Below are 22,225 nucleotides of genomic sequence, written 5' to 3'. Positions count from 1 at the left end.
TTTCAAGCCAAGTTGATTGGAGAGGAAGGGGCGAAGACTCCTGCGGGAGGACGGGGCAGGGGAGACCCCACAGGCGCTTAGCGCCGAGGAGGCTCCCCCGAACCGCCTGGAGCGGAAATCAACAGCCAAGTTTAACACAGCCTTTTACATAAAAAAACAAGCCGGATTTATCCGACTTGTTGTGTAAATGATTTAGCTGCTGTAGCTTTTCTTTGATAGAAATACCAGTTGAGTCCAAATGCCACTACATAAAAAGCAATAAAGAAGTAAAAAGCTGTAACAGGAGTGCCTGTCGCCTTAACTGACCATCCGAAAAGCTTTGGAATAAAGAATGATCCGTAGGCTGCAAATGCCGCTGAAAACCCAATTACAGGTGCTGCTTCTTTAGGAATAAAAAGGTTCGGAATCATTTGGAAAGTCGAGCCTGAACCAATACCAGATGCAACGAACAGAATTAAGAAGGATAATAAGAATCCAGCAAATTGTTTTCCATTTAGGAAATAAATAACTCCTGCAGCGCCAATTCCCATGATGACTAAAACATAGGCAGTTACCTTTGCACCCCCAAGTTTGTCTCCCATCCAACCACCAACAGGTCGTGCCGCAGCGGCAACTAATGCACCAAGAAAGGCAAGTGATATATGCTCAGGGAATTGTGATCTTAATAAAAGCGGAAATGCCGCTGAATAACCAATGAATGAACCAAATGTTGCTACATAAAGAGCTGTCATAATCCAAGTGTGTTTCCGTTTTACAATCACAAATTGTTCCGCAACTGATTGCTTTGCACCTGGTACATTATCCATCTTAAACATTGCTAAAACTGTCAAGATGACAATAGGAATCACCCAAATAAATGCTGCGTTCTGTAACCAAACTTCCTGACCATTTGCCAAAACTTGTTTACCGCCAACTAATGCAAACGTTCCTGAGGTAACAATTAATGGTGTAACGAATTGAACGACAGATACACCCATGTTTCCTAAACCACCATTAATACCAAGTGCTGTCCCTTTTTCCTTTTTCGGAAAGAAGAAGCTAATATTTGCTGACGAAGATGAGAAATTACCGCCGCCTAGTCCGCAAAGAGCTGCAAGCAATAACATGATAGAAAATGGTGTTTCTGGATTTTGGACTGCAAAGCCAATACCAATCGCTGGAATTGCTAAGATTGCTGTTGAAATTACTGTCCAGTTTTTTCCGCCAATGGAACCGACAGCAAATGTATAAACAAAGCGAAGTGTCGCACCAACTAGACCAGGAACTGCTGCAAGTGTAAATAATTGTTCTTCAGTGAAATGGAAACCGATGTCGTTAAGTCTAACGGCAACGACTGACCAAATCTGCCAAACGATAAAAGCAATCATCAATGATGGTACTGATATCCACAGATTTCGTCTTGCATGTTTTTTTCCTTCAGCGTTCCAAAATTTTTCGTCCTCAGGATTCCAATAATTAATTCGGGCCATGATATTTTCCCCCTTATTTTTTTCAATTAATAATTTACTGGTATGGTGTTTCTTGTTGTAATCACTATAAAACAATTGCAAATGTAATTTTGTGACGTACGTCACAAAAACAGTGAATGAACTGTGAACTTAAGGAAGTTGACAAAAAGTTGTAATAATTTATAACTGGTGAACGAAAAAAAGAGATCTTCCATGTGGAAGATCTCCTTTTGTTCTGCCTTTTTTAGGATTTTTCGTTATCTTCATAGAACATCCCTACAAAGTTTTTTGTTTCACCTACGTCATCTTTAATGGCTGTAATAGTTAGCCATTCTCTGTAAATTTCATTGTTTTTGCGTTTGTTCCAAATATAACCTTCCCAAACCCCGTTGGTTTTTAAACTGAACCACATTTTTTTGTAAAACTCGTTGTCATGTTCACCGGATTGAAGAACGCTTGGGGTTTTACCAATTACCTCTGCTTGACTATAACCGGTGATTTTTGTGAATGCGGGATTAACACTTTGAATAATTCCATTAACATCGGTTACACAAATACCATCTAAGGCATGGTTTACAATCTTGGCAGAAATATCCAACTTATCTTGATAATATAGCCATACTACGATAACCAGACTTGCTAAAGAAAATTCAGATAGGGACATAAACCCAATCGCATAATGACCAGTCCAACCAAAGAGAATCGTGAGAATGATTGGCGGGAAAAAACCACCCAGTCCTCCCATGGCAGAAACAATTCCATTCACAATACCCGCTTGATTGGAAAAATATAAAGGGACTAGTTTAAAGATAGCGCCATTTCCAAGTCCCGCAAAGAAAGCAACTAATAAGCAACCAAAGGAATAAATCGGCAGTGATGGAGTAAATGACAAAAGAAATCCTGCAAAAGTTAGGCTAAAGAACACAGCCATTAAAATAAGAAAAGGATTAACTTTATCGCCTAACCATCCACCTATGGGTCGAAAAAAGGTTGCCAAAGCAATAAAACCTGCTGTCCGAAGTCCTGCATCGACTTTATCTAATTCAAAGTGATTAACTAAAAACGATGGTAAGTAAATGGTGAAAGCAACGAAGGAACCAAACGTGATAAAATAAAATAAACTTAGAAACCAAAGTTTTGGATTTTTATATACCTCTTTGATTTGTTCAAGTAAGGAAATGTGAACTTTTCGTTCCTTTTTGTCCCCAAATATAAAATTTAAAAGCGCAAAGATTAATACAATAATCAGGAAGATTTTAATGGCGTTTCTCCATCCATAGGCGGTAGCAAGTACGGGTGCGGAAAAGGATGTAATAGCCGTACCAATATTTCCTGCTCCGTAAATTCCGTTAATAAACCCATGCTTTGTTTTTTCATAATACTTGGGAAGGGAGGTAACACCGATGGAAAAGACAGCACCGCCAATCCCTAGTAAAAATCCTCCTAAGATTAAAGTTAATAAGGAATTAGCATAGCTTAACAATGCAATTGGTATGAGCAGTATAATAAAGCTGATTGTAAATAAAATTCGAGCGCCATAGCGATTGGTACAGTACCCTATCGGAACTCGAAGCAGTGAACCGAGGATAACAGGGACCGCCGTAGCCCAGGCAATTTGAGATGAAGAAAGTTGGATATCTACTTTAATAAACGGCATTAGTGATGATATCAGTACCCAAACCATAAAACCTGCTACCAGACTTCCAGTTTGTATAAATAGTTGTTTTGACCCTTGTTTCATTACAATCCCCCTTCAATTCCCATGCTATTTTATTATTTCGTCAAAAAGTCGTTATATATTAAGAAAGAGTGTTTATGAACATGGATAATTTTACTTCTTGTATTATAGAACAACACTTAGTCAATCAACAGTGAGTTATGACACACATTTGACACACTCATGGTAAAAATTTTTCTAAGGTGTACCAATTCACATCTTTAATTTACATGCTTTGTTCGTAGTTGTATATTTTTCCTGTATTATAGATTTACGAATATTTAAAATAGAGGCATGAACAAGGAGAAAAAAATTAAGATCATAGATAACACATGATTATTAATTGATTGTTAAAAATAACATCAAAGTGGTAAGGGAGAAAACTATGTTGCGCAAAAAAATAATTCTAGATCCTCCTAAGATTCTTGTTCTAGGTTTTGGTTTGATCATATTACTAGGAACATTTCTACTAACCATGCCGGTTTCGACTACAAATGGGCAAGGTCTGTCTTTTTTAAACGCCCTGTTCACTGCAACCTCTGCAACATGCGTAACAGGTTTAGTTGTCGTAGATACCGGGACCACATTTACAATATTCGGTCAAGTGGTTATTTTATGTATGATTCAAGTCGGTGGACTTGGATTTATGACGTTTGCAACGTTTTTTGCCTTCCTATTAGGGAAGAAAATATCTTTAAAAGAAAGGCTTCTACTTCAAGAATCATTAAATAATTTATCAATGGAGGGGATTGTACGGCTAGTAAGACGAATTTTAATTTTTACAGCGGTGATTGAGATAATTGGTGCTGTGCTTTTATCTTTCCGTTTTTCCTTTGACATGCCGATAGGAAAAGCGATTTATTATGGAATTTTCCATTCAATTTCCAACTTTAACAATGCGGGATTTGACTTAATGGGGGAGTTTCATAGTTTAACGAGTTATGTGAACGATCCAACAGTTACGTTGACCGTTAGTGCATTAATTATCTTAGGTGGGATCGGCTTTATCGTTATGAACGAACTTTTTGAATATCGTGTTTTAAAACGGCTATCATTACATACAAAGATTGTCTTAATGACCAGCAGCGTTTTAATAGTAGTAGGTACAGTTGGTATATTCCTGCTTGAATATTCCAATGGTTTAACGCTAAAACCATTGTCGTTTTCAGGGAAAATCCTAGGGTCATTATTCCAATCTGTTACGGCAAGAACAGCGGGGGCTAACACATTAAATATTGGTGATCTAACTCAAACATCTTTATTATTAATTGTGTTACTCATGTTTGTTGGTGCATCGCCTGGGTCGACAGGCGGGGGGATCAAAACCACCACTTTTACAACGCTCATTGGAGCTGTTTGGTCACAAATTCGCGGGAAAGAGGATGTTATTTTTTACCGTCAGCGGATTGAATATGAAACGATTTATAAAGCATTAACCGTCACATTTAGTGGGTTATTTCTCGTCATGATAATGACACTTATTCTAACCATTTCAGAACACGGACAAGATTTGTTAACAATAGTATTTGAGGTAACTTCTGCCTTTGCAACAGTCGGGCTATCGATGGGATTGACACCAGAATTATCATCACTTGGCAAGGCATTAATAATTTTTACTATGTTTGCTGGCAGGGTAGGACCATTAACTATTGCTTATGCGGTGACAATACGCAGAAAACCTGATGCATTCCGGTATCCGAAGGGAAAAATCACGATTGGGTAGTTTTTAACACCAAGGAGGTACAAGGAGACAGTGGCTAATCAATATGCAGTGATTGGATTAGGTAGGTTTGGACTAAGTATTGCCAATAAGTTATATGAATCTGGGCAGGAAGTGCTTGGAGTGGATGTGAATGAGGAACGAGTTGAAGAATCCCATCCATTCGTTACTCATTCCGTGATTGCCGATTCAACCGAAGCTGAGGCATTAAAATCGATTGGGATCCGTAATTTTGATACAGTTATTGTAGCAATCGGAAACGATATTCAGGCAAGTATTCTATCTGTTTTATTATTGAAGGAACTTGGTGTAAAAAAGGTGATTGCCAAAGCATTAAATAAACTACATGGTCAAGTATTAAAAAAGGTTGGGGCAGACTGGGTCGTCTTTCCTGAGCGAGATATGGGAATTCGAGTCGCCCATCAGCTGTTATCACCTAATGTGTTAAATTTTATTGAGATATCGAAGGATTATAGTGTAGAGGAAGTAAAAATCCCCGATAGGATGATGGAAAAAACCTTAAGGGAGCTAGATTTAAGGGCAAAGTTTAATTTGAGCGTCATCGCGATTCGGCATGAAGATGAAATTAACATTTCACCATCTCCTGATGAAAAAATTAATTACGGTGATGTTCTAGTAGTAATCGGTGAAAACCGCGATTTGGAAAAATTCGCTAATTTAGAATAAGAAACAAACCCCTGGTATATAGACTAGGGGTTTGAATGATTTTTTGTTAATGGGATAGGAGAGATGAGAGATGAACTTTCAAGAAAAAGATACATTGGAAGAACGAATAGAGTTAATGAGACTACTTTCAAAACAATTCCTATTACGAGCACCTCAGATAGATATAGAAGGTAGTTTCCCGTTTGCAAATATTCAGGATCTGAAAAATACAGGTTATACGGCATTAACTGTTCCCTCAAGGCATGGTGGAGAGGATATCTCACTTTATGAACTTATTCGACTACAAGAAACGATTGCGGAAGGTGACGGGGCAACAGCACTTTCGATTGGATGGCATATGGGAATTATTATGAATCTAAATGAAAAAAGCTCTTGGGATGAGTCGATCTTTAAGTATCTATGTAAACAAGTGAAAAATGGAGCATTAATAAATAGTGCTCAAAGTGAACCAAAGACTGGTAGTCCTACACGAGGCGGCAGACCGGAAACTACTGCAGAAAAAAGTCAGAATGGCTGGGTTATTAAAGGGAGAAAAACATTTACTACCATGTCACCCGTCCTAGATTACTTTATAGTTAGTGCAACAATCAAAGAGACCAATGAAGTAGCCAATTTTCTAATTCCACGATCTACAAAAGGAGTGGTTATTGAGGAAACTTGGGACAGTATCGCGTTAAGAGGAACAGGGAGTCATGACTTAATTTTGGATAATTGTTTGGTAGATGATGAATATCTTGTGGAAAAGTTTAGTTCGAACGGAAAAAGAGCGAATGGATGGCTACTTCATATTCCAGCATGTTATCTGGGCATAGCAAAAGCGGCCCAAAGATATGCTATTCAATTTGCTAAAGAATATTCTCCGAATAGTATTGTCGGACCAATTATCGATTTACCAAATGTTCAGCAAAAACTTGGAGAGATTGAGTTGAAATTAATGCAGTCCGAGTATTTCTTATATGGGGTTGCAAAACAGTGGGATTATTCAAACGATCAAGCTAGGGAAAAAATGGGGGCTGCTTTAGGTGCAGCAAAATTAACCGTTACCAATAACGCAATCGAAGTTGTTGATTTAGCAATGCGAATCGTAGGTGCAAAAAGTCTTTCATTGAAAAATCCGTTACAGCGGTATTATCGAGATGTAAGAGCAGGCCTTCATAATCCACCAATGGATGACATGACGATACAATTACTTGCCAAGGATAGTATATTAAACCACTAACAAAATTTGGATGAGTAAAGACCATCTTTTCAATGAAAAGATGGTCGAAAAAATTATTCTTCGATAAGTTCTCCGATTTCTACAACTGAACGTTCTTCTAATGGGCCTCGTAAATGTACTGTTGCTGTCTGTCCATCTTCATTTAATTGGTCAATCCAAACCGATGTACCATTATATTTTACTTCTATATCTGCAGATGATGACAAAATTTGTTTTACACGGTTAATATTCATTATATCCACTCCTATAAAATAGTCATTTAAAGATCTTCATTTCATTCCAATAAAATACATTTGCAACCGCTTTCTTCTATTATATAATTGGCATTAAAAATTCTTAAGGGTAGTTGATATGTATACCATTGATAGTTCCTGGCTCGTCATCATCACCCAAGCTATTAAGATAATTTTCAAGCTCGACTTGGAGATCTTTTGGAGCGCCAGGCTTTAAGTGCCAATTTCCTGGTTCATCAACAAAATATGGGCTTTTTGTAAATTCAGGCCTAATTCTGGGCATCGTATTCTCCTTTTAAAATTTTTCTACATTCCTCTGTGTATATGCTATCCAATGTTTAAGGAGTTCATTCAAGTAATCTTTCTATTTACCGTCAGTTAAAGATAAGTCTAAATTCATATTGCTCCTTCATACGTTCGGGTTTATGATATGTAGAAATGATGACTCAAGGATTGTTCCGACTAAGATATAATTTATGGAAGAATAGAAAATCTAACAAGAAAAAAATTTGAAACTAAATAAAACTTATTTCGTCTTATATTATTGAAGATTGAAAACAGTCATGTCCCAAAGAGAACGGACATAAAAATAAAAGGTATATCTCAATTTTTAAGGAATGCCCAAGCTGTTGAAGGTAATGATTTTGCTTGCCCGAGATGGCGGGGAAAAGTGTAGAATGTTGTAGAAAAGTATAGATAAAAATAGCAAGATTTATGTTTTTATTTTTTAAAGAAATGTGATATAGTGATTGAGGTTCGTTTACCGAAGCTTAATTGGTAAGTGAGAGGAGAATTTAAAGATGAATAAAATTAGACTACCAAAAACATTAACCAATAGTCATATTACATTCTTTATAGCGGCCGTTATATTATTTTGGATCAAAACCTATGCTGCATATCAAATTGAATTTAACTTAGGTATTGAAAATAGCCTACAGAAGTTTTTGCTTTTAATAAATCCATTAAGTTCAGCACTTTTCTTCTTTGGATTTGCCCTGCTTTTTAAAAAGCATTCAAAATTGATTATGATATTAACAAATTTTCTATTATCATTCTTATTGTATGCAAATATTGCCTATTATCGCTTTTTTAATGATTTCATTACGGTTCCGGTTCTAATGCAAACCAAAACAAATGCTGGTCAACTTGGCGACAGTGCACTTTCATTAATGTCTCCGTTTGACATTTTTTATTTTACAGATATGTTTATTTTAATCGCGTTAGCATTAACCGTATTCAAAAAAGTTACGGTAACGAACAGAAAGACCTTTAAGATTGTTCTATTATTTTCAATTACTACTTTTCTATTTAATTTAGGTTTAGCAGAAAAGGATCGTCCGCAGTTACTTTCACGTTCTTTTGACCGAAATTATTTAGTAAAATATCTTGGAGCGTATAACTTTACCATTTATGACGTCATCCAAAATATAAAATCATCAAGTCAGCGGGCTTTAGCGGATAGCAGTGATATTACAGATGTTGAGAACTATCGTAAAGCAAACTATGCTGCACCAAATCCAAAATATTTTGGTAAAGCAAAAGGTATGAACGTAGTTTATATTTCGATGGAATCTTTTCAAAGCTTTATGATTGATTATAAAATGCCTAACGGACAAGAAGTAACACCATTTTTGAATTCATTAGCACATGACAATAATACCTTCTATTTTGATAATTTCTATCATCAAACAGGACAAGGGAAAACATCGGATGCCGAATTTCTAATGGAAAATTCATTATATCCAATGGCACAAGGTGCTGTTTTTGTTAACAAAGCCCAGAACACTTATCAAGCTATGCCTTCTATTCTAAAAGGACAGGGATATAGTTCTGCTGTGTTACACGGGAACTATAAGACGTTCTGGAATCGAAATGTTATCTATAAAGCATTTGGATACGATCAATTCTTTGATGCAGAATACTACAGCATGTCAGATGAAAATACAAAAAACTATGGAATGAAAGATAAACCTTTCTTTAAAGAATCTATTCCATTACTTGAAAGCTTAAAGCAGCCGTTCTATACAAAGTTCATTTCACTATCTAATCATTTCCCATTTGAAATGGATCCGGAAGATACTGATTTTCCTGCTGGGGATTACGGTGATACGGTTGTAAACCAATATTTCCAATCTGCAAACTATATGGATCAGGCATTTGAGCAATTCTTTAATGATTTAAAAGCTAATGGTATGTATGACAATACAATAATTGTCATGTATGGTGACCATTACGGAATATCTGAGAACCATAATGATGCAATGGCGAAGGTTATGGGTGTGGACGAAATTACACCTGCAATCAATGCAAAATTACAGCGTGTACCATTATTTATTCACGTACCTGGTGTAAAGGGTGGAATTCAACACCAAGTTGGCGGGGAAGTCGATGTTCGTCCAACAGTGCTCCATTTATTAGGTATTGATACGAAAGATTATATGGAATTTGGTTCAGATTTACTTTCTAAACAACACCGTAATTGGGCATTATTCAGAAACGGTGACTTTGTAACATCTGAGTCTATCCAAATTAATGAAAAATGTTACTCCTCTTTAACAGGTGAGTTATTAGAAGATAGTACTACATGTAAGGATGTAGATAGCAAAGTTAATACAGAGCTAAATATGTCCGATGAAATAGTTTACAAAGACCTGCTGCGGTTCTATAAGCCAGAAGGATATACACCGATCAATCCTAACGATTATGAATATCTAGGACCAAAAGTTGATAAAGTAACAGAAGAAAAGTAACCAGGTCAAAGAGAGAGGAGCATTAACTTCTCTCTTTTTATTTTGTTACAATAGATAAAGTAAATAATTTAAAGGGGCACTATCTATGAACAACAGAATTCTCCAATTAATAATATCGTTTATCGTAATTATTCCTATCATTCTCTCAGGGTGTTCTAGCAGCGAACCATCTATACAGAAAAGTGACTCTAAAACTTCCTCTGTTGTAAAAAACAATGAAGTTCATACGAATGAAACGAGCGATCCAAAGACACCTTCACTCTCTCAAACAGAAGTACCTCCATCGAAAACCGGTAATAAGAAATTACTTCCCGCAACTATCGTCAAGAATGTCGATGGTGATACTATTAATGTTAACCTTAATGGGAAGATAGAAAAGGTAAGAATGCTCTGTGTGGATACACCTGAGACACATCATCCCCGCTTAGGGGTACAGCCATTTGGACCAGAAGCCTCCGAGTATACAAAGGAAATTCTCTCCGTTGGTACTAAAGTTGAAATTGAACCTGGAATTGGAGACGGACGTGATAAATATGGGCGCCTACTTGCCTATATTTATGTTAATGGAAAAATGTTTAATGAAATGCTGTTGGAAAAAGGCCTTGCTCGTGTGGCCTATATTTATGCTCCGAACACCCAATATGTTGATGAATTTTATGCGATTCAAAAGAAAGCACAAGAAAAAGGTATAGGAATCTGGTCGATTGAAAATTATGCTCAAGAGGATGGGTATAATACTGAAAATGTCAAAGAAACGGAAGAAACAGGTACAAATTCAAAAGCATCTTCAGGGAACAACTATCAAAATAACCCAAGTGATGATCAAGAATCAAACTTAGATTGTAAAGGGAAGATCAAAGGGAATGCAAATTCTCATATCTATCATGTACCCGGCGGTAGTTTTTACGACTCCACCACCGACAACATCGTTTGGTTTTGTTCAGAAAAAGAAGCGCAGGATGAAGGGTACAGAAAGTCAAAACGCTAATATCATTTGTTTAAAAGAAGCGGCGGGCCCTCGAATGCCTTCTGTTTTTTTTATAATATGCTGTGTTAAAGGTCATTGTTGATTTTTATAGCCAAGTTGATTGGAGCGGAAGGCGTGAAGACTCCTGCGGGAGGACGGGGCAGGGGAGACCCCGCAGGCTCTTAGCGCCGAGGAGGCTCCCCGGACCGCCCGCGGAAAGCGAAGCGCTGGAGCGGAAAACAACAGCCAAGTTTAACATAGCCATATAAAAAAATAGCCATGTACCATTTGTTATCATATAATAAATGAAATATATTATTTTGAAAAAGTTAGGAGAGATCGCATGAGAGACGTTACCTTATTGAATATATTTGAACATCATATTGCCCAAAAATATTTGAACCGTTCTGGTCTTGCCCATGCGATTGCTGTAGCCTACCATGCCTTTCAATTAGGGAAGGAGCATCAACTGGATGTTGACATTGCTGCAAAAGCAGGGCTCCTCCATGACATGGGGCATTATACATGGTATAAAAATGGAAAATGGGATTATGACTTATACAAGCAAAATGACATTCACCCAATTAAAGGGGCTGAGCGGGCTCACAAGCTCCTGATTCGTCTTGGTGAAAATCCAATCAAAGCTAAGACGATTGCACTTGCCATTTTATTTCATACTGACTCCTTTCTACCATCAAACGATATCGTTCGGACACCATTACAACAAATTGTTAAATGGGCCGACGAAAAGGATGAGGAAGAAGGCGGCATGCACCATTACAGAACCATTGAATATGAACGTGCAAAACAAAGCATTATCCGCCTAGACGAATGGATCGACAAAAAAGGTGAATAAAGAAAAGGCGGTGCAAATGCACCGCCTTTGTTTAAAGATAAGAAAGTATAAATTTCGACCTTGAAAATTGTCCAGCTCCAGCGCCCTAGCGGCTAGTATCCTTCGCTTTCCGCCCTACGATAAGTCAACATCGAATCACCTTCGGCTCTTCGTGTTTCCTTTATCTCAGTTGGAGCGCTCCAGGCCATACGCCGCTGAACAGGACGCTTGCGCTTTTCTTAAATCAAATTACTTCCTTTTAAAGCCTTCTTCTTGCAAAAACGCCTCAGCTTCCTCATAGGTATCAAAGGTAGCATCAAGGTTTAACCCATAATAGATATTCCAGGATTCATTTTCTTCAACTAGAATCAGGGCATTATTTTCACTATCCACCCAGCGCTCCTCTTTTGAATCTCCAATAATGGCTTCTTCAGCAGCCGTTTTTTCGACTGATGATAGGGATTGAATTGTCTGTTTTAACAATTTACGGAGTTGTTCTTCGGAGAACTCACGTATATTGACCATTCCTTTTTCATCTGTATCATAATTGTCCAACTGTCCAGCATAAACAAATCCATTCCCATTTGGGTGTAAGTGATAAACAATGTTCTTCTTATCAGAGATACTGCCTTCGAACTGAAAATTGACTCGTCCAAGTGAAACATTCTTTCGTTCCAACTCTGAAAATGATTCGATAATCGCTAATTTTTCATTATATGTAAGCATAGTTTCCTCCGTCTATTTAAGTAAATCCTCTTACATCATACAGATATTTTACCCAAACGTAAAATCTTTTAAAAAAGTGTTGCATAGTAACATGTTTTTTTGAGAATATATTGAAAATATTTAGTAATGGTGTAAAATTACACTATAGAGGAAAATTTTGTATGATCGCCATTTTGGTATGATTGTGGGGAGATTTCATGGATTCGAATATAAGAGAAGAGCAGAGGAAAATTTTTAGAAAAGAGTTATTCACTTTACGTGAAGAAGGGTATCTTTCTGAGGCAATTGTCGACACGGTAGCAAGGGCACATTATCAATATCATATGGATTTATTAGAATTGGAGGCAAAACCCCCATCCACTGAAAATAATACGCCAATTAAAAAAGCTGCACCGCCAAAACCGCAAAAAGTGAAAAAAACGTTAACACCAGAAGAAATCCGTGAAAGGAATATTACCTGGTTATTAAACATTGGGGTAATCTTTTTATTAATTGGTGGATTGTTTGTTGCAACGAGTAATTGGGAATCAATGACAAGTTTCATGAAAAGTGGATCAATAGCAATTGTTGCCTTATTATTTTACGGTATTGCTTTTTTAACGAAGAAAATATTAAAAATTGAAAAGACGGCCTTTGCCTTCATTGTTCTTGGAAGTTTGTTTTTGCCAATTTTTATCCTATCGCTTGGATGGTTTGGGTTATTAGGACCATATTTATCAATATCCGGGGAGGGACGTTACCTACTCGGAACGCTCGGGAGTTTGCTGCCAATAATTGTTTACTATGTATTTGCAAAGAACTTAGTTTCTAGATTATTTGTTTGGTTTACCTATGTCTCGATAAGCATAGGAACTGCCTTTCTCTTAGCCAGCTTCCATCTGAAAATTGATTTCTTTTACCTAGGTTTGATGGTTTTTAATGCTATCTTTATTTTTGTATATCATCAGTTGAAACACAAGGAATCATTCAAATTATTTACGTATGAATTTATTCCGTACGTCCAAGTAAATCTTGTTCTTTGTACCTTATTTATGCTTTTTTTATACGATAATGAGGTCTTATACAGCTTCAACCTGCTGTTAACAGCGATTATTTATTTATCAATGATGTATGTGAGCGGTCGAAAAGAATATCATTTCATATTTAGTGCCATGATCGTTTATGGTGCCTATCAATTAATTGAGCATAGCTTCCTCGATAGTTTTGGGGCGATTGTTTATGCATTAATTGGATTTGGGATTGTATTCGTTCCAAAGGCAATGGATGATAAATTCACATTAAATAAAGTCTTCCAATATACAAGTGCAGTAATCTCAGGTTTAGCGTTTATTTACATTAGCCTGGAAGGAATTCTCCTTCGTGCAGGCAATCCATCGATTGTGCTTATGATTGCTTATTTTATCATTGCAGTTAACTTTATTTATTTATCCTCTCAAGGTTCTAGACGATTATTTCCTTATTTAAGCGCAGTTTTTGCAGCTTCTGGCATTTATGAAACGATTGCATTAGTAAGCCAGCCTTTCGAGATGGTCAATTTTTCTCTTCAGTTGTCTTTAGCAGGTTTTATCCTATATTTTGGGTTAGGCATTGAGCTACTTTCAAAGTACGTAAAGATCATTCAGACTGCCTCCAGAGATGTCGGCTTATCGATAATGGTGCTTGCAATTTTGTCTGCAATTTCTTGGTTATTATGGTGGGAACTAGGCGTTATGTTATTACTATTGGTGGTTGCTGCCTTTCTACTGAATAAGAAGGAAACACGGATTTATCTTCAGGAAGCCGCTTTATGGAGTATTCCTGGTTTACTTGGTCTTTCCATCGTAGCTTTTGGAGAAGAAATTAATACAAATTTTTCTGTTTATCTTAATGAATATGGTTATGCAATAAATTTTGCGGCTGGGGCAATCATGGTTTTATTATGTAGTTTTGTATGGAAAAAAGTTGGGGAAAAGGAATTAGGTAGTATATCGTTATATACCTCACAGGTACTCTATACATTTGCCATTTTCCATGCTTTGCTAAGTCCGATTAACCATTTATGGGTTCAGCCGCTTGTTTTGTTGGTTGGAATCGCCATGTATTTTTATTTATATAAAAAAGTTGGGACGAAGTGGGTTCCTTTTATTGTAAGTATCTCAGTACTGCTTACGTATTTTTCTATTATCCAAGCTATTACGCTTAAATTTTCATTAAGTCATACAATTAATTCACTAATTGCTTCAACAAGTGCAGTGGTCATGCTTCTAATCGCTTATCTCAATCAGAAAAATGACTTGAATCTTTCCATTGCCTTTGCATGGGTTGGACACAGCATTTATCCACTAGTGCTATTCTTCACATGGTTTGCATATCAGACAGACTCGATTTATAGCTTTATCTTGGCAGTGTTTGTATATGCTTTTAGTACAAAGTTTACTAAGGTAGAATGGAAGATAAAAGTTTTTCTTTATGGGAGCTTTACGTCCCTCTACTTTATTGTTTCAACTGGGTTAGATCAATTAAACAATCGATATTTTGGAAACTATGAGTTCCCAATCACTAGCGGTTTCATTCTTCTATTTGCATTTTTCGCTAAGGATGAATTTAAGAAACGGACAGCTTATTATTTCGTGCCATTTTCAACAATCGGAATTGTGTTTACATTAATTACCTATCCGTTTGATTTGCTGCCGTATCTTGTCACGCTTGCCTATATTGTTGGGACACTGTTTTATATGCATAAAATCAAATGGGATCTTCTAGGGGTCATCCCATTACTCTTAGCATTTATTGCAACGATTGAATACTCTTATCTTGGTGAATTAGATGAACTCGATAAAATGATTCTGTTTGGCGGCTTAGGGATTGTTCTTTTGATTATTGGCCAATTCGTTTATAAAAAGCTAGTTGAATATGGACCGAACATTCAGCAAACAAAATTCGATGGATTTACCCTAGTTTCATTCATGTTTTTCGCTTTTATGTACAGTTTCGAGAATCAATACATCTGGTGTCAGGCACTGCCAGGATTGCTTATTTCAGCTTCCTTTTTGCTGCAAAGGAAAAGGGTGCCTGCCAGGTTCTCTGTCCTTTTGACAATACTTGGTGGAGCCTATTTGTTACAACCATACTATTCCATAATCGCTATGCTTCATATTCCGTCATTATGGGAACGTGAAGTGATTGTCCTTCCGTTTATAATTCTAATCATTTTCATTCGACGTTGTTTAAAGGGAAGATATTCTGATATAACGAAGGCAGTTCAATGGGGAGTCCTAATAATCGTATCCCTATTATTAATCCAAGATGGTTTAGCAAGCAACACGATTTATGATGCAATCATTCTAGGAACACTTTCATTGGTAGCGATGATGGCAGGTATGTTCCTGCAAATTAAATCCTATTTCTTTGTTGGGGCTGGTGTATTATTATTAAATGTCTTCCTGCAAACTAGACCATACTGGGGGAATATGCCCTGGTGGTTCTATTTATTAATTGCTGGTCTTATCTTGATTACCGTAGCAAGCTTTAATGAATGGAATAAGCAAAAAGTAAATAAAGGTGAATCGACCTTTATTACCAGTTTCAAGGAAAAAGTAGTTGATAAAATGAAAAAGTGGGACTAAAGGGGAAAGACGACTGCAATTAATTTCCATTGAATAAAAACATAATGTTAGTTATAATAGTAATAATTAAAAAAATTATTTATTGTTTTTGGAGGAGCCTGTCACCAAGGGATATCTATGTCCCGTGGTTGACAGGCTTTTTTTGTTTTCTCCCAAAAAGGGTCTGATTTTTTTTAAGCAGACCCTTTAATTTTTTACGAAGGAAAGGTGATTGTATGGAATTAATTTTTGAATTAGCGATTATTTTATTTGCATCTAAGATTGCTGGGGATATTTGCGTTAAATTAGGTCAGCCCTCGGTTCTAGGGAAGTTGTTAATAGGGGTTATTTTAGGTCCAGCTGTGTTAGGCCTCGTTTCAGATACGAAAACATTGGCAGACCTAAGCCAAATTGGTGTCATTTTGTTAATGTTTATAGCAGGCATGGAGACTGATTTAAATGAATTTAAACGCACGTGGAAGGCATCAACCTTCGTTGGAATCAGTGGGATCATTGTTCCTTTAGTTTCAGGTTACTTAGCAGGAATTTTGATGAATATGACAACATTTGAAGCCTTATTTTTAGGATTATTACTTTCTGCAACAAGTGTAAGTATTTCCGTTCAAGCACTTAAAGAGTTAAATAAGATGAAATCTAAAGAAGGGACCGCGATTTTAGGGGCTGCCGTCATTGATGATGTTCTTGTGATTATCGCCCTGGCCTTTTTAATGAGTATGGCCGGTGGAGAAGTGAATTTAAGCATGATGATTATTAAAAAGGTCCTCTTTTTCATGGTTGCGATTTTAGTAGCTTGGAAGGTGGTTCCATGGGTTTTAAAGAAATTTGCTCCATTAAAGGTCACAGAGCCGCTCGTCACGGGTGCATTAATCATTTGCTTCCTGTTTGCCTATGCAGCTGAAATAACAGGTGTTGCGGCGATTATAGGGGCGTACATTGCTGGGGTTGCTATTAGTCAAACAGAATATAAACTTAAAATATTTGAGAAAGTGGAAACGATCAGCTATTCCATTTTTGTACCTATATTTTTTACCTCGATAGGGGTGGCAGTAAGCTTTGACGGAATATCGAAAAATTTCGGGCTAATTATCGGTTTTAGCATCCTAGCCATTTTAACCAAGTTAATCGGTGCTGCAATGGGAGCAAAAATGGCTCGTTTTTCCTGGAAGAGTTCACTTGGAATTGGAGCTGCTATGGTTTCACGTGGAGAAGTTGCCTTAATTATTGCTTCGATTGGTTTGGAGACAAAATTAATCAGTCAGGAATTATTTGCTGTTTTAGTGGTAGTAGTACTAGTTACTACCATCGTTACACCCCCAATGATGAAGTATTTTTTCAGTGAAGGTAATAAACAAACAGAAATGAAAAAAACAGTATTTAGTAAAGTGGAAATTTAGTTAATAAAATCCAGCCAAATTATTGGCTGGATTTACCTTTTTACGAAAAATTAGTGAAATATATCATACTTTCACTATTTATAAACAAATAAGTAATAGTACTTTTCATATTTTTTTGATTGATTTGAGAAAGTACCCCCATTATTTTGGTGGAATAGTCGAATTATCTATCAAACAAAAAACTTACTAAATTCAGGAGGTTAGAAATGGGAACCGTGATCATTGATATCGACAAATTACTAGAAGCAACGTCAAATCTAACATCTGAGAAAAGCAACAATAAAATGAAAAAAGTTGAAATTGACCTCTTACTTGAAAATACCCGTGATTGGTAAAAATAATATTATCCAGATAGTTTTCTAGAATGCCTTCCATTTAAAAGAAGGCATTTTTTGTTGTTTAAAAAGAAAATAAAGTTTTTTAATAATGTCAAGAATTCCTATTAATTTATGCTGCTTTAAAGCGAAAAAATATTTTACGCATTTCTATTGCTTTTCGTGCAAAAAAATACTAGAATAATTTTTAATATATTAAATTTTATGAAAATTAGTATTTTATTATTTAAGGGGGATTTAGCTAGATGAAGAAAAAAGTTAAAGCATTGTCGATTGCCTTAGCAGGAATGATGTTGCTTGCAGGCTGCGGAAGTAAAGAAAAAGCAGGGGGTTCTGAAAAAGAAGGAGCGGATAAGGAGTTCAAAGTTGGAATTACCCAGTTTGCCCCACACCCATCTCTAGACGCTGCGACAGAAGGCTTTAAAAAAGCCTTAAAGGATAAAGGGATTAAGGTAAGCTATGATGAACAAAATGCTCAGGCAGATATGAACAACACTCAAACAATTGCCAATAATTTTGTCGGTGACAAAGTGGATTTAATTTTTGCTAATGCCACTCCAAGTGCAACGGCAGCATTGAATGCAACAAAGGATATTCCGATTATCTTTACATCGGTGACAGATCCTGTAGGTGCAGGTTTGGTAGAGGCTTTTGATAAACCAGGGAAAAACATTACGGGTACAACCGATAACCATCCAGAAGCAACGAAAAAAACAATTAGCTTTATAACAGACGAAGTGAAAGCAAAAAATATTGGTGTGATCTATAACTCTGGTGAACAAAATTCAGTGGTTCAGGTGAAAGAAGTTAAGAAAATTGCTGAAGAGAAGGGTGCTAAACTTGTTGAAGTATCTGTTTCAACTACAGCAGAAGTGAAGCAGGCAGCTGAATCATTAGTTGGCCGTGTTGATGCGATTTATGTTCCAACTGACAATACCGTAGTTACTGCTCTTGATACGGTTATTGCCGTTGCAAACAGCAAAAAAATTCCACTTTTCGTTGGTGAACTTGATTCCATGAAAAAAGGAGCCGTTGCTGCCAGCGGGTTCAGCTATTTCGATCTTGGCTATCAATCTGGTTTAATGGCTGCTGATATTTTAAGCGGGAAGAAGAAGGTATCTGAAATTCCAGTAGAACTTCCAAACAGCTTAAAACTTGTCATTAATACGAAGGCTGCTGAAGCTCAAGGCTTAACAGTAAATGAAGCTTGGAAAAGTTTAGGCGAGTTTTTCGAAGGTAAATAAAATAATATTGATCATGAATGGAGCCTTCGTTTGAAGGCTCCATCCATGAACCAAACATTAGCTTGAAAATAGGTTATTGCATCTTAGAAGCAGGCTTAATGATTTAAAGAAAGGATGATCTCAATGTTTACAGCCATATTTGGATCATTTGAAGCAGGTATTATCTATGCGATTATGGCACTAGGCGTCTATCTTTCCTTTCGTATTCTGGATTTTCCAGATTTAACGGTGGATGGGAGTTTTGTGACGGGGGCAGCAATTTCAGCTGTAATGATTGCGAATGGAACCGATCCATTTTTAGCAACAATCATGGCGTTATTCGCCGGTTTTGCAGCTGGATGTATGACAGGTCTTCTCCATACATTTGGAAAGATTAATAACTTGCTATCCGGAATTTTAATGATGATTGCACTTTATTCAATAAATCTTCGAATCATGGGACGCTCAAATATCCCATTATTAAATACAGATACAGCTTTTACGAAAATTAGTGAATTTTTTGAAAAGACAGGAATTGATTCATTTTTAAATAACATTCTCTCCATGGTGGGTCTTGGCGACAGCTTGCCGGAAACATGGGGAATTCTTATTTTTATGATTATCGTAACATTTGTGATTAAATTCTTTACCGATCTGTTTTTGAAAACCGAAATAGGGCTTGCCGTCAGGGCTACGGGAGATAATAAACGGATGATTCGCAGCCTTTCTGCTAATACCAACCTCCTTGTTGTGCTTGGCTTAGGTCTTTCAAATGCTCTTGTAGCTTTCTCAGGTGCTCTGATCGCCCAGCAAGGTGGATTTGCAGATGTGGGTATGGGGATTGGGATGATTGTGATTGGTCTAGCCTCCGTTATTATTGGTGAAGCCTTATTTGGTACAAAAACGATTGCTAGGACCACTCTCGCTGTTATTGGCGGATCGATTATTTATCGAATTGTTGTTACCTTAGCATTACGAGTGGATTTCTTGGATCCTGGTGATATGAAGCTGATTACTGCTCTCATTGTTATTCTTGCTCTTACTACTCCAAAGATTATTGAAAGTTCCAAAGAGAGAAAGCGGAAAGCCCGCAGAAGATCTGAGAGATCAAACATCATGCAGACTTCTGGCCAAGTGAAGGGGGACAATCATGTTACAATTAAATCAGATTCATAAGATATTTAATGAAGGGACACCTGATGAAAAAATCGCCATTGATCATGTGAACCTAACCCTTCAGCCTGGTGATTTCGTAACGGTAATTGGCAGTAACGGGGCGGGGAAATCAACCTTAATGAATATCATTTCAGGTGTATTAATCCCGGATGTAGGGGAAGTACAGATTGGCGAAAAAAATGTCACTAATATGTCAGAGTTTAAACGGTCAAAAATGATCGGACGTGTTTTTCAGGATCCAATGGCCGGTACGGCTCCAAGTATGACGATTGAAGAAAATCTTGCCATGGCTTATTCTCGGAATAAAATGAGAACACTTCGACAAGGAGTTACAAAAAAGCGACGTGATTATTTTCGTGAGGTATTGGAATCCCTGCATCTGGGCCTCGAGAACCGCCTAAGTGCAAAGGTAGGCTTGTTATCCGGGGGAGAACGTCAAGCACTATCCCTGTTAATGGCTACCTTCACAGAGCCTTCCATCCTCCTTCTTGATGAACATACGGCAGCACTTGACCCATCAAGAGCGGAATTAATTACGAACTTAACGAGAGAAATTGTCGACAAATATAAACTGACCACATTAATGGTTACTCATAACATGCAGCAAGCCATTGATTTAGGCAATCGATTAATCATGATGGATAAGGGCCAAATTATTTTAGAGGTCAATGAGGAAAATAAGAAACAATTAACAATTGAAGGTTTACTTATGGAGTTTAAAAGGATACGTGGGGTACAAATGTCAAGTGATCGTGCCATTCTTTCCTAATGGGAAAAAATTTTTTTTGAGTGTCTATTTTAGATTTGCTTTTATAAAAAGTATTTCCAATATCATTAAAGGAGAAACTGCCTGTTTTGGGCAAGTTTCTTTTTGTATTTTGGGAAATAATTCAAAGATATCTAAATTACTTTAGTACAAAAAAGCGTTATTGCTTTACTTCCCATCCTTGAAAGGACAAGATTCTTTCATTTAGAATTAATTCAGAATATTATTACTTTTAAACTAATGGGGGTTTCTAAATGAAAGAAAATAGAGTAAGGGCAGACCAATTGGTTGATGATTTTTTCCCCGTTCGAGATGTTGATTATATTGAAATTTATACAGGGAATGCCAAGCAGGCATGTCACTTTTTTTGCACTGCCTTTGGATTTCAACCAGTAGCTTACGCAGGTCTTGAAACTGGCAATCGTGAAACCGCTTCCTTCTGTTTAAAGCAACGGAATATTCGCCTCGTCTTAACAGGCTCCTATACCGAAGACAGTGAAGTTTCCCAATTTGTAAAAAAACACGGTGACGGTGTGAAGGACATATCCCTGTTAGTCGATAATGTCGAGAAAGCTTTTGAAGAGGCAGTGAAAAGAGGTGCCATTGTGATTGCTGCCCCATCTGAAATCAAGGATGAAGCAGGTGTGATTAAAAAAGCCGTTCTTGGTACATATGGGGATACCATCCATACGTTAATTGAACGGAAAAATTATCAAGGGGCATTTTTACCCGGATATGTCGCATACTCGGCGCCACTTCCGATTAAAGATGCCGGGTTAATTGGGATCGATCATGTAGTGGGTAACGTGGAGAGGATGGAGGAGTGGGTCGAATATTACGCTAAGGTAATGGGCTTTAAGGAAATGAAACATTTCTCTGACAAGGACATCACGACGGAATACTCAGCTCTAATGTCAAAGGTCATGCATAACGGAGGGCGGATTAAATTCCCTATCAATGAACCGGCGGTCGGAAAACGCAAATCACAAATTCAGGAATATCTAGAATTCTACAATGGTCCGGGTGTCCAGCATTTGGCGATATTAACAGAAGATATTGTATCAACTGTCGCTATTTTAAAGGAGAACGGGGTAGAATTCCTGAATACTCCACCAGCATATTATGAATCCTTAGGTGAACGCATCGGTAAAATTGATGAAGAAATTGAAAAGCTTCGCGAACTAAATATTTTAGTAGACCGTGATGATGAGGGGTATTTACTGCAAATTTTTACAAAACCAATCGTAGACCGTCCGACATTATTTGTTGAAATTATTCAACGAAAAGGGGCACGTGGTTTTGGTGAAGGAAACTTTAAAGCTTTATTTGAGTCAATTGAACGGGAGCAGGAAAGACGAGGAAATCTCTAATATAAATAGCAAGGGTTTAAAGGGGCAAAAGTATAGAGTGGAGTTGGAAAAGGG

18 protein-coding genes are annotated in these 22,225 nt (G+C 37.0%); 13 read left to right on the top strand and 5 right to left on the bottom strand.

What is annotated here, in order from left to right; genetic code table 11:
* Positions 1–167 precede the first annotated feature (167 nt).
* A complete protein-coding gene (locus tag CCK98_RS22460; RefSeq protein ID WP_088088604.1) occupies positions 168–1,469 on the bottom strand; it encodes an MFS transporter in 1,302 nt (433 codons plus the stop codon).
* Positions 1,470–1,692: 223 nt separating this feature from the next.
* The gene (locus tag CCK98_RS22455) at positions 1,693–3,189 is read right to left on the bottom strand and encodes a NarK/NasA family nitrate transporter (protein WP_088088603.1); all 1,497 of its coding nucleotides are present in this window, start codon (positions 3,187–3,189) and stop codon (positions 1,693–1,695) included.
* 361 nt (positions 3,190–3,550) lie between these two features.
* Between CCK98_RS22455 and CCK98_RS22450 the strand changes: the two genes are divergently transcribed.
* The 3 genes from CCK98_RS22450 (at position 3,551) to CCK98_RS22440 (ending at position 6,791) form a co-directional block, all read left to right on the top strand.
* Positions 3,551–4,888: a TrkH family potassium uptake protein gene (locus CCK98_RS22450; RefSeq protein WP_088088602.1), complete on the top strand. Its 1,338-nt coding sequence runs from the start codon at positions 3,551–3,553 to the stop codon at positions 4,886–4,888.
* Between the two features lie 30 nt (positions 4,889–4,918).
* Positions 4,919–5,572, top strand: a complete 654-nt coding sequence (locus CCK98_RS22445; protein WP_088088601.1) for a TrkA family potassium uptake protein — start codon at positions 4,919–4,921, stop codon at positions 5,570–5,572.
* A gap of 70 nt (positions 5,573–5,642) precedes the next feature.
* Positions 5,643–6,791, top strand: a complete 1,149-nt coding sequence (locus CCK98_RS22440; protein WP_088088600.1) for an acyl-CoA dehydrogenase family protein — start codon at positions 5,643–5,645, stop codon at positions 6,789–6,791.
* Positions 6,792–6,844: 53 nt separating this feature from the next.
* Here CCK98_RS22440 and CCK98_RS22435 read toward each other — a convergent pair whose 3' ends face one another.
* Complete coding sequence (locus CCK98_RS22435; protein WP_088088599.1) at positions 6,845–7,024, bottom strand: H-type small acid-soluble spore protein; 180 nt, start codon at positions 7,022–7,024, stop codon at positions 6,845–6,847.
* Positions 7,025–7,127: 103 nt separating this feature from the next.
* Positions 7,128–7,307: a hypothetical protein gene (locus tag CCK98_RS22430; RefSeq protein ID WP_088088598.1), complete on the bottom strand. Its 180-nt coding sequence runs from the start codon at positions 7,305–7,307 to the stop codon at positions 7,128–7,130.
* Positions 7,308–7,824: 517 nt separating this feature from the next.
* Between CCK98_RS22430 and CCK98_RS22425 the strand changes: the two genes are divergently transcribed.
* From CCK98_RS22425 to CCK98_RS22410, 3 genes are all read left to right on the top strand, one after another.
* Positions 7,825–9,774, top strand: a complete 1,950-nt coding sequence (locus CCK98_RS22425; protein WP_088088597.1) for an LTA synthase family protein — start codon at positions 7,825–7,827, stop codon at positions 9,772–9,774.
* Between the two features lie 85 nt (positions 9,775–9,859).
* Complete coding sequence (locus CCK98_RS22420) at positions 9,860–10,762, top strand: thermonuclease family protein (RefSeq protein ID WP_088088596.1); 903 nt, start codon at positions 9,860–9,862, stop codon at positions 10,760–10,762.
* Between the two features lie 322 nt (positions 10,763–11,084).
* On the top strand, positions 11,085–11,597 hold the full coding sequence (locus CCK98_RS22410) for an HD domain-containing protein (RefSeq protein WP_088088594.1): 513 nt from the start codon (positions 11,085–11,087) through the stop codon (positions 11,595–11,597).
* A gap of 228 nt (positions 11,598–11,825) precedes the next feature.
* Here CCK98_RS22410 and CCK98_RS22405 read toward each other — a convergent pair whose 3' ends face one another.
* Positions 11,826–12,302 carry a hypothetical protein gene (locus CCK98_RS22405; RefSeq protein ID WP_088088593.1) on the bottom strand — a complete coding sequence of 159 codons (477 nt, stop codon included), beginning with the start codon at positions 12,300–12,302 and terminating at the stop codon, positions 11,826–11,828.
* A 197-nt stretch (positions 12,303–12,499) separates the two neighbouring features.
* Between CCK98_RS22405 and CCK98_RS22400 the strand changes: the two genes are divergently transcribed.
* From CCK98_RS22400 to hppD, 7 genes are all read left to right on the top strand, one after another.
* Complete coding sequence (locus CCK98_RS22400) at positions 12,500–15,907, top strand: hypothetical protein (protein WP_088088592.1); 3,408 nt, start codon at positions 12,500–12,502, stop codon at positions 15,905–15,907.
* 215 nt (positions 15,908–16,122) lie between these two features.
* Complete coding sequence (locus tag CCK98_RS22395; RefSeq protein ID WP_088088591.1) at positions 16,123–17,301, top strand: cation:proton antiporter; 1,179 nt, start codon at positions 16,123–16,125, stop codon at positions 17,299–17,301.
* A gap of 206 nt (positions 17,302–17,507) precedes the next feature.
* Positions 17,508–17,636: a hypothetical protein gene (locus tag CCK98_RS36525; RefSeq protein WP_256942446.1), complete on the top strand. Its 129-nt coding sequence runs from the start codon at positions 17,508–17,510 to the stop codon at positions 17,634–17,636.
* Positions 17,637–17,881: 245 nt separating this feature from the next.
* A complete protein-coding gene (locus CCK98_RS22390; RefSeq protein ID WP_088088590.1) occupies positions 17,882–18,880 on the top strand; it encodes an ABC transporter substrate-binding protein in 999 nt (332 codons plus the stop codon).
* Between the two features lie 123 nt (positions 18,881–19,003).
* A complete protein-coding gene (locus CCK98_RS22385) occupies positions 19,004–20,035 on the top strand; it encodes an ABC transporter permease (RefSeq protein WP_088088589.1) in 1,032 nt (343 codons plus the stop codon).
* The gene (locus CCK98_RS22380) at positions 20,010–20,804 is read left to right on the top strand and encodes an ABC transporter ATP-binding protein (protein ID WP_088088588.1); all 795 of its coding nucleotides are present in this window, start codon (positions 20,010–20,012) and stop codon (positions 20,802–20,804) included. Before CCK98_RS22385 ends, CCK98_RS22380 begins: the two co-directional genes overlap by 26 nt.
* A 251-nt stretch (positions 20,805–21,055) precedes the next feature.
* Positions 21,056–22,171 carry a 4-hydroxyphenylpyruvate dioxygenase gene (gene hppD, locus CCK98_RS22375; protein ID WP_088088587.1) on the top strand — a complete coding sequence of 372 codons (1,116 nt, stop codon included), beginning with the start codon at positions 21,056–21,058 and terminating at the stop codon, positions 22,169–22,171.
* Positions 22,172–22,225: the final 54 nt, after the last annotated feature.

The sequence above is a fragment of the Bacillus sp. OV166 genome, from assembly GCF_900177675.1.
Lineage (GTDB): Bacteria > Bacillota > Bacilli > Bacillales > Cytobacillaceae > Neobacillus.
Note: the sequence above shows the minus strand (reverse complement) of the source record. Positions and strands in the feature narration are given on the sequence as shown.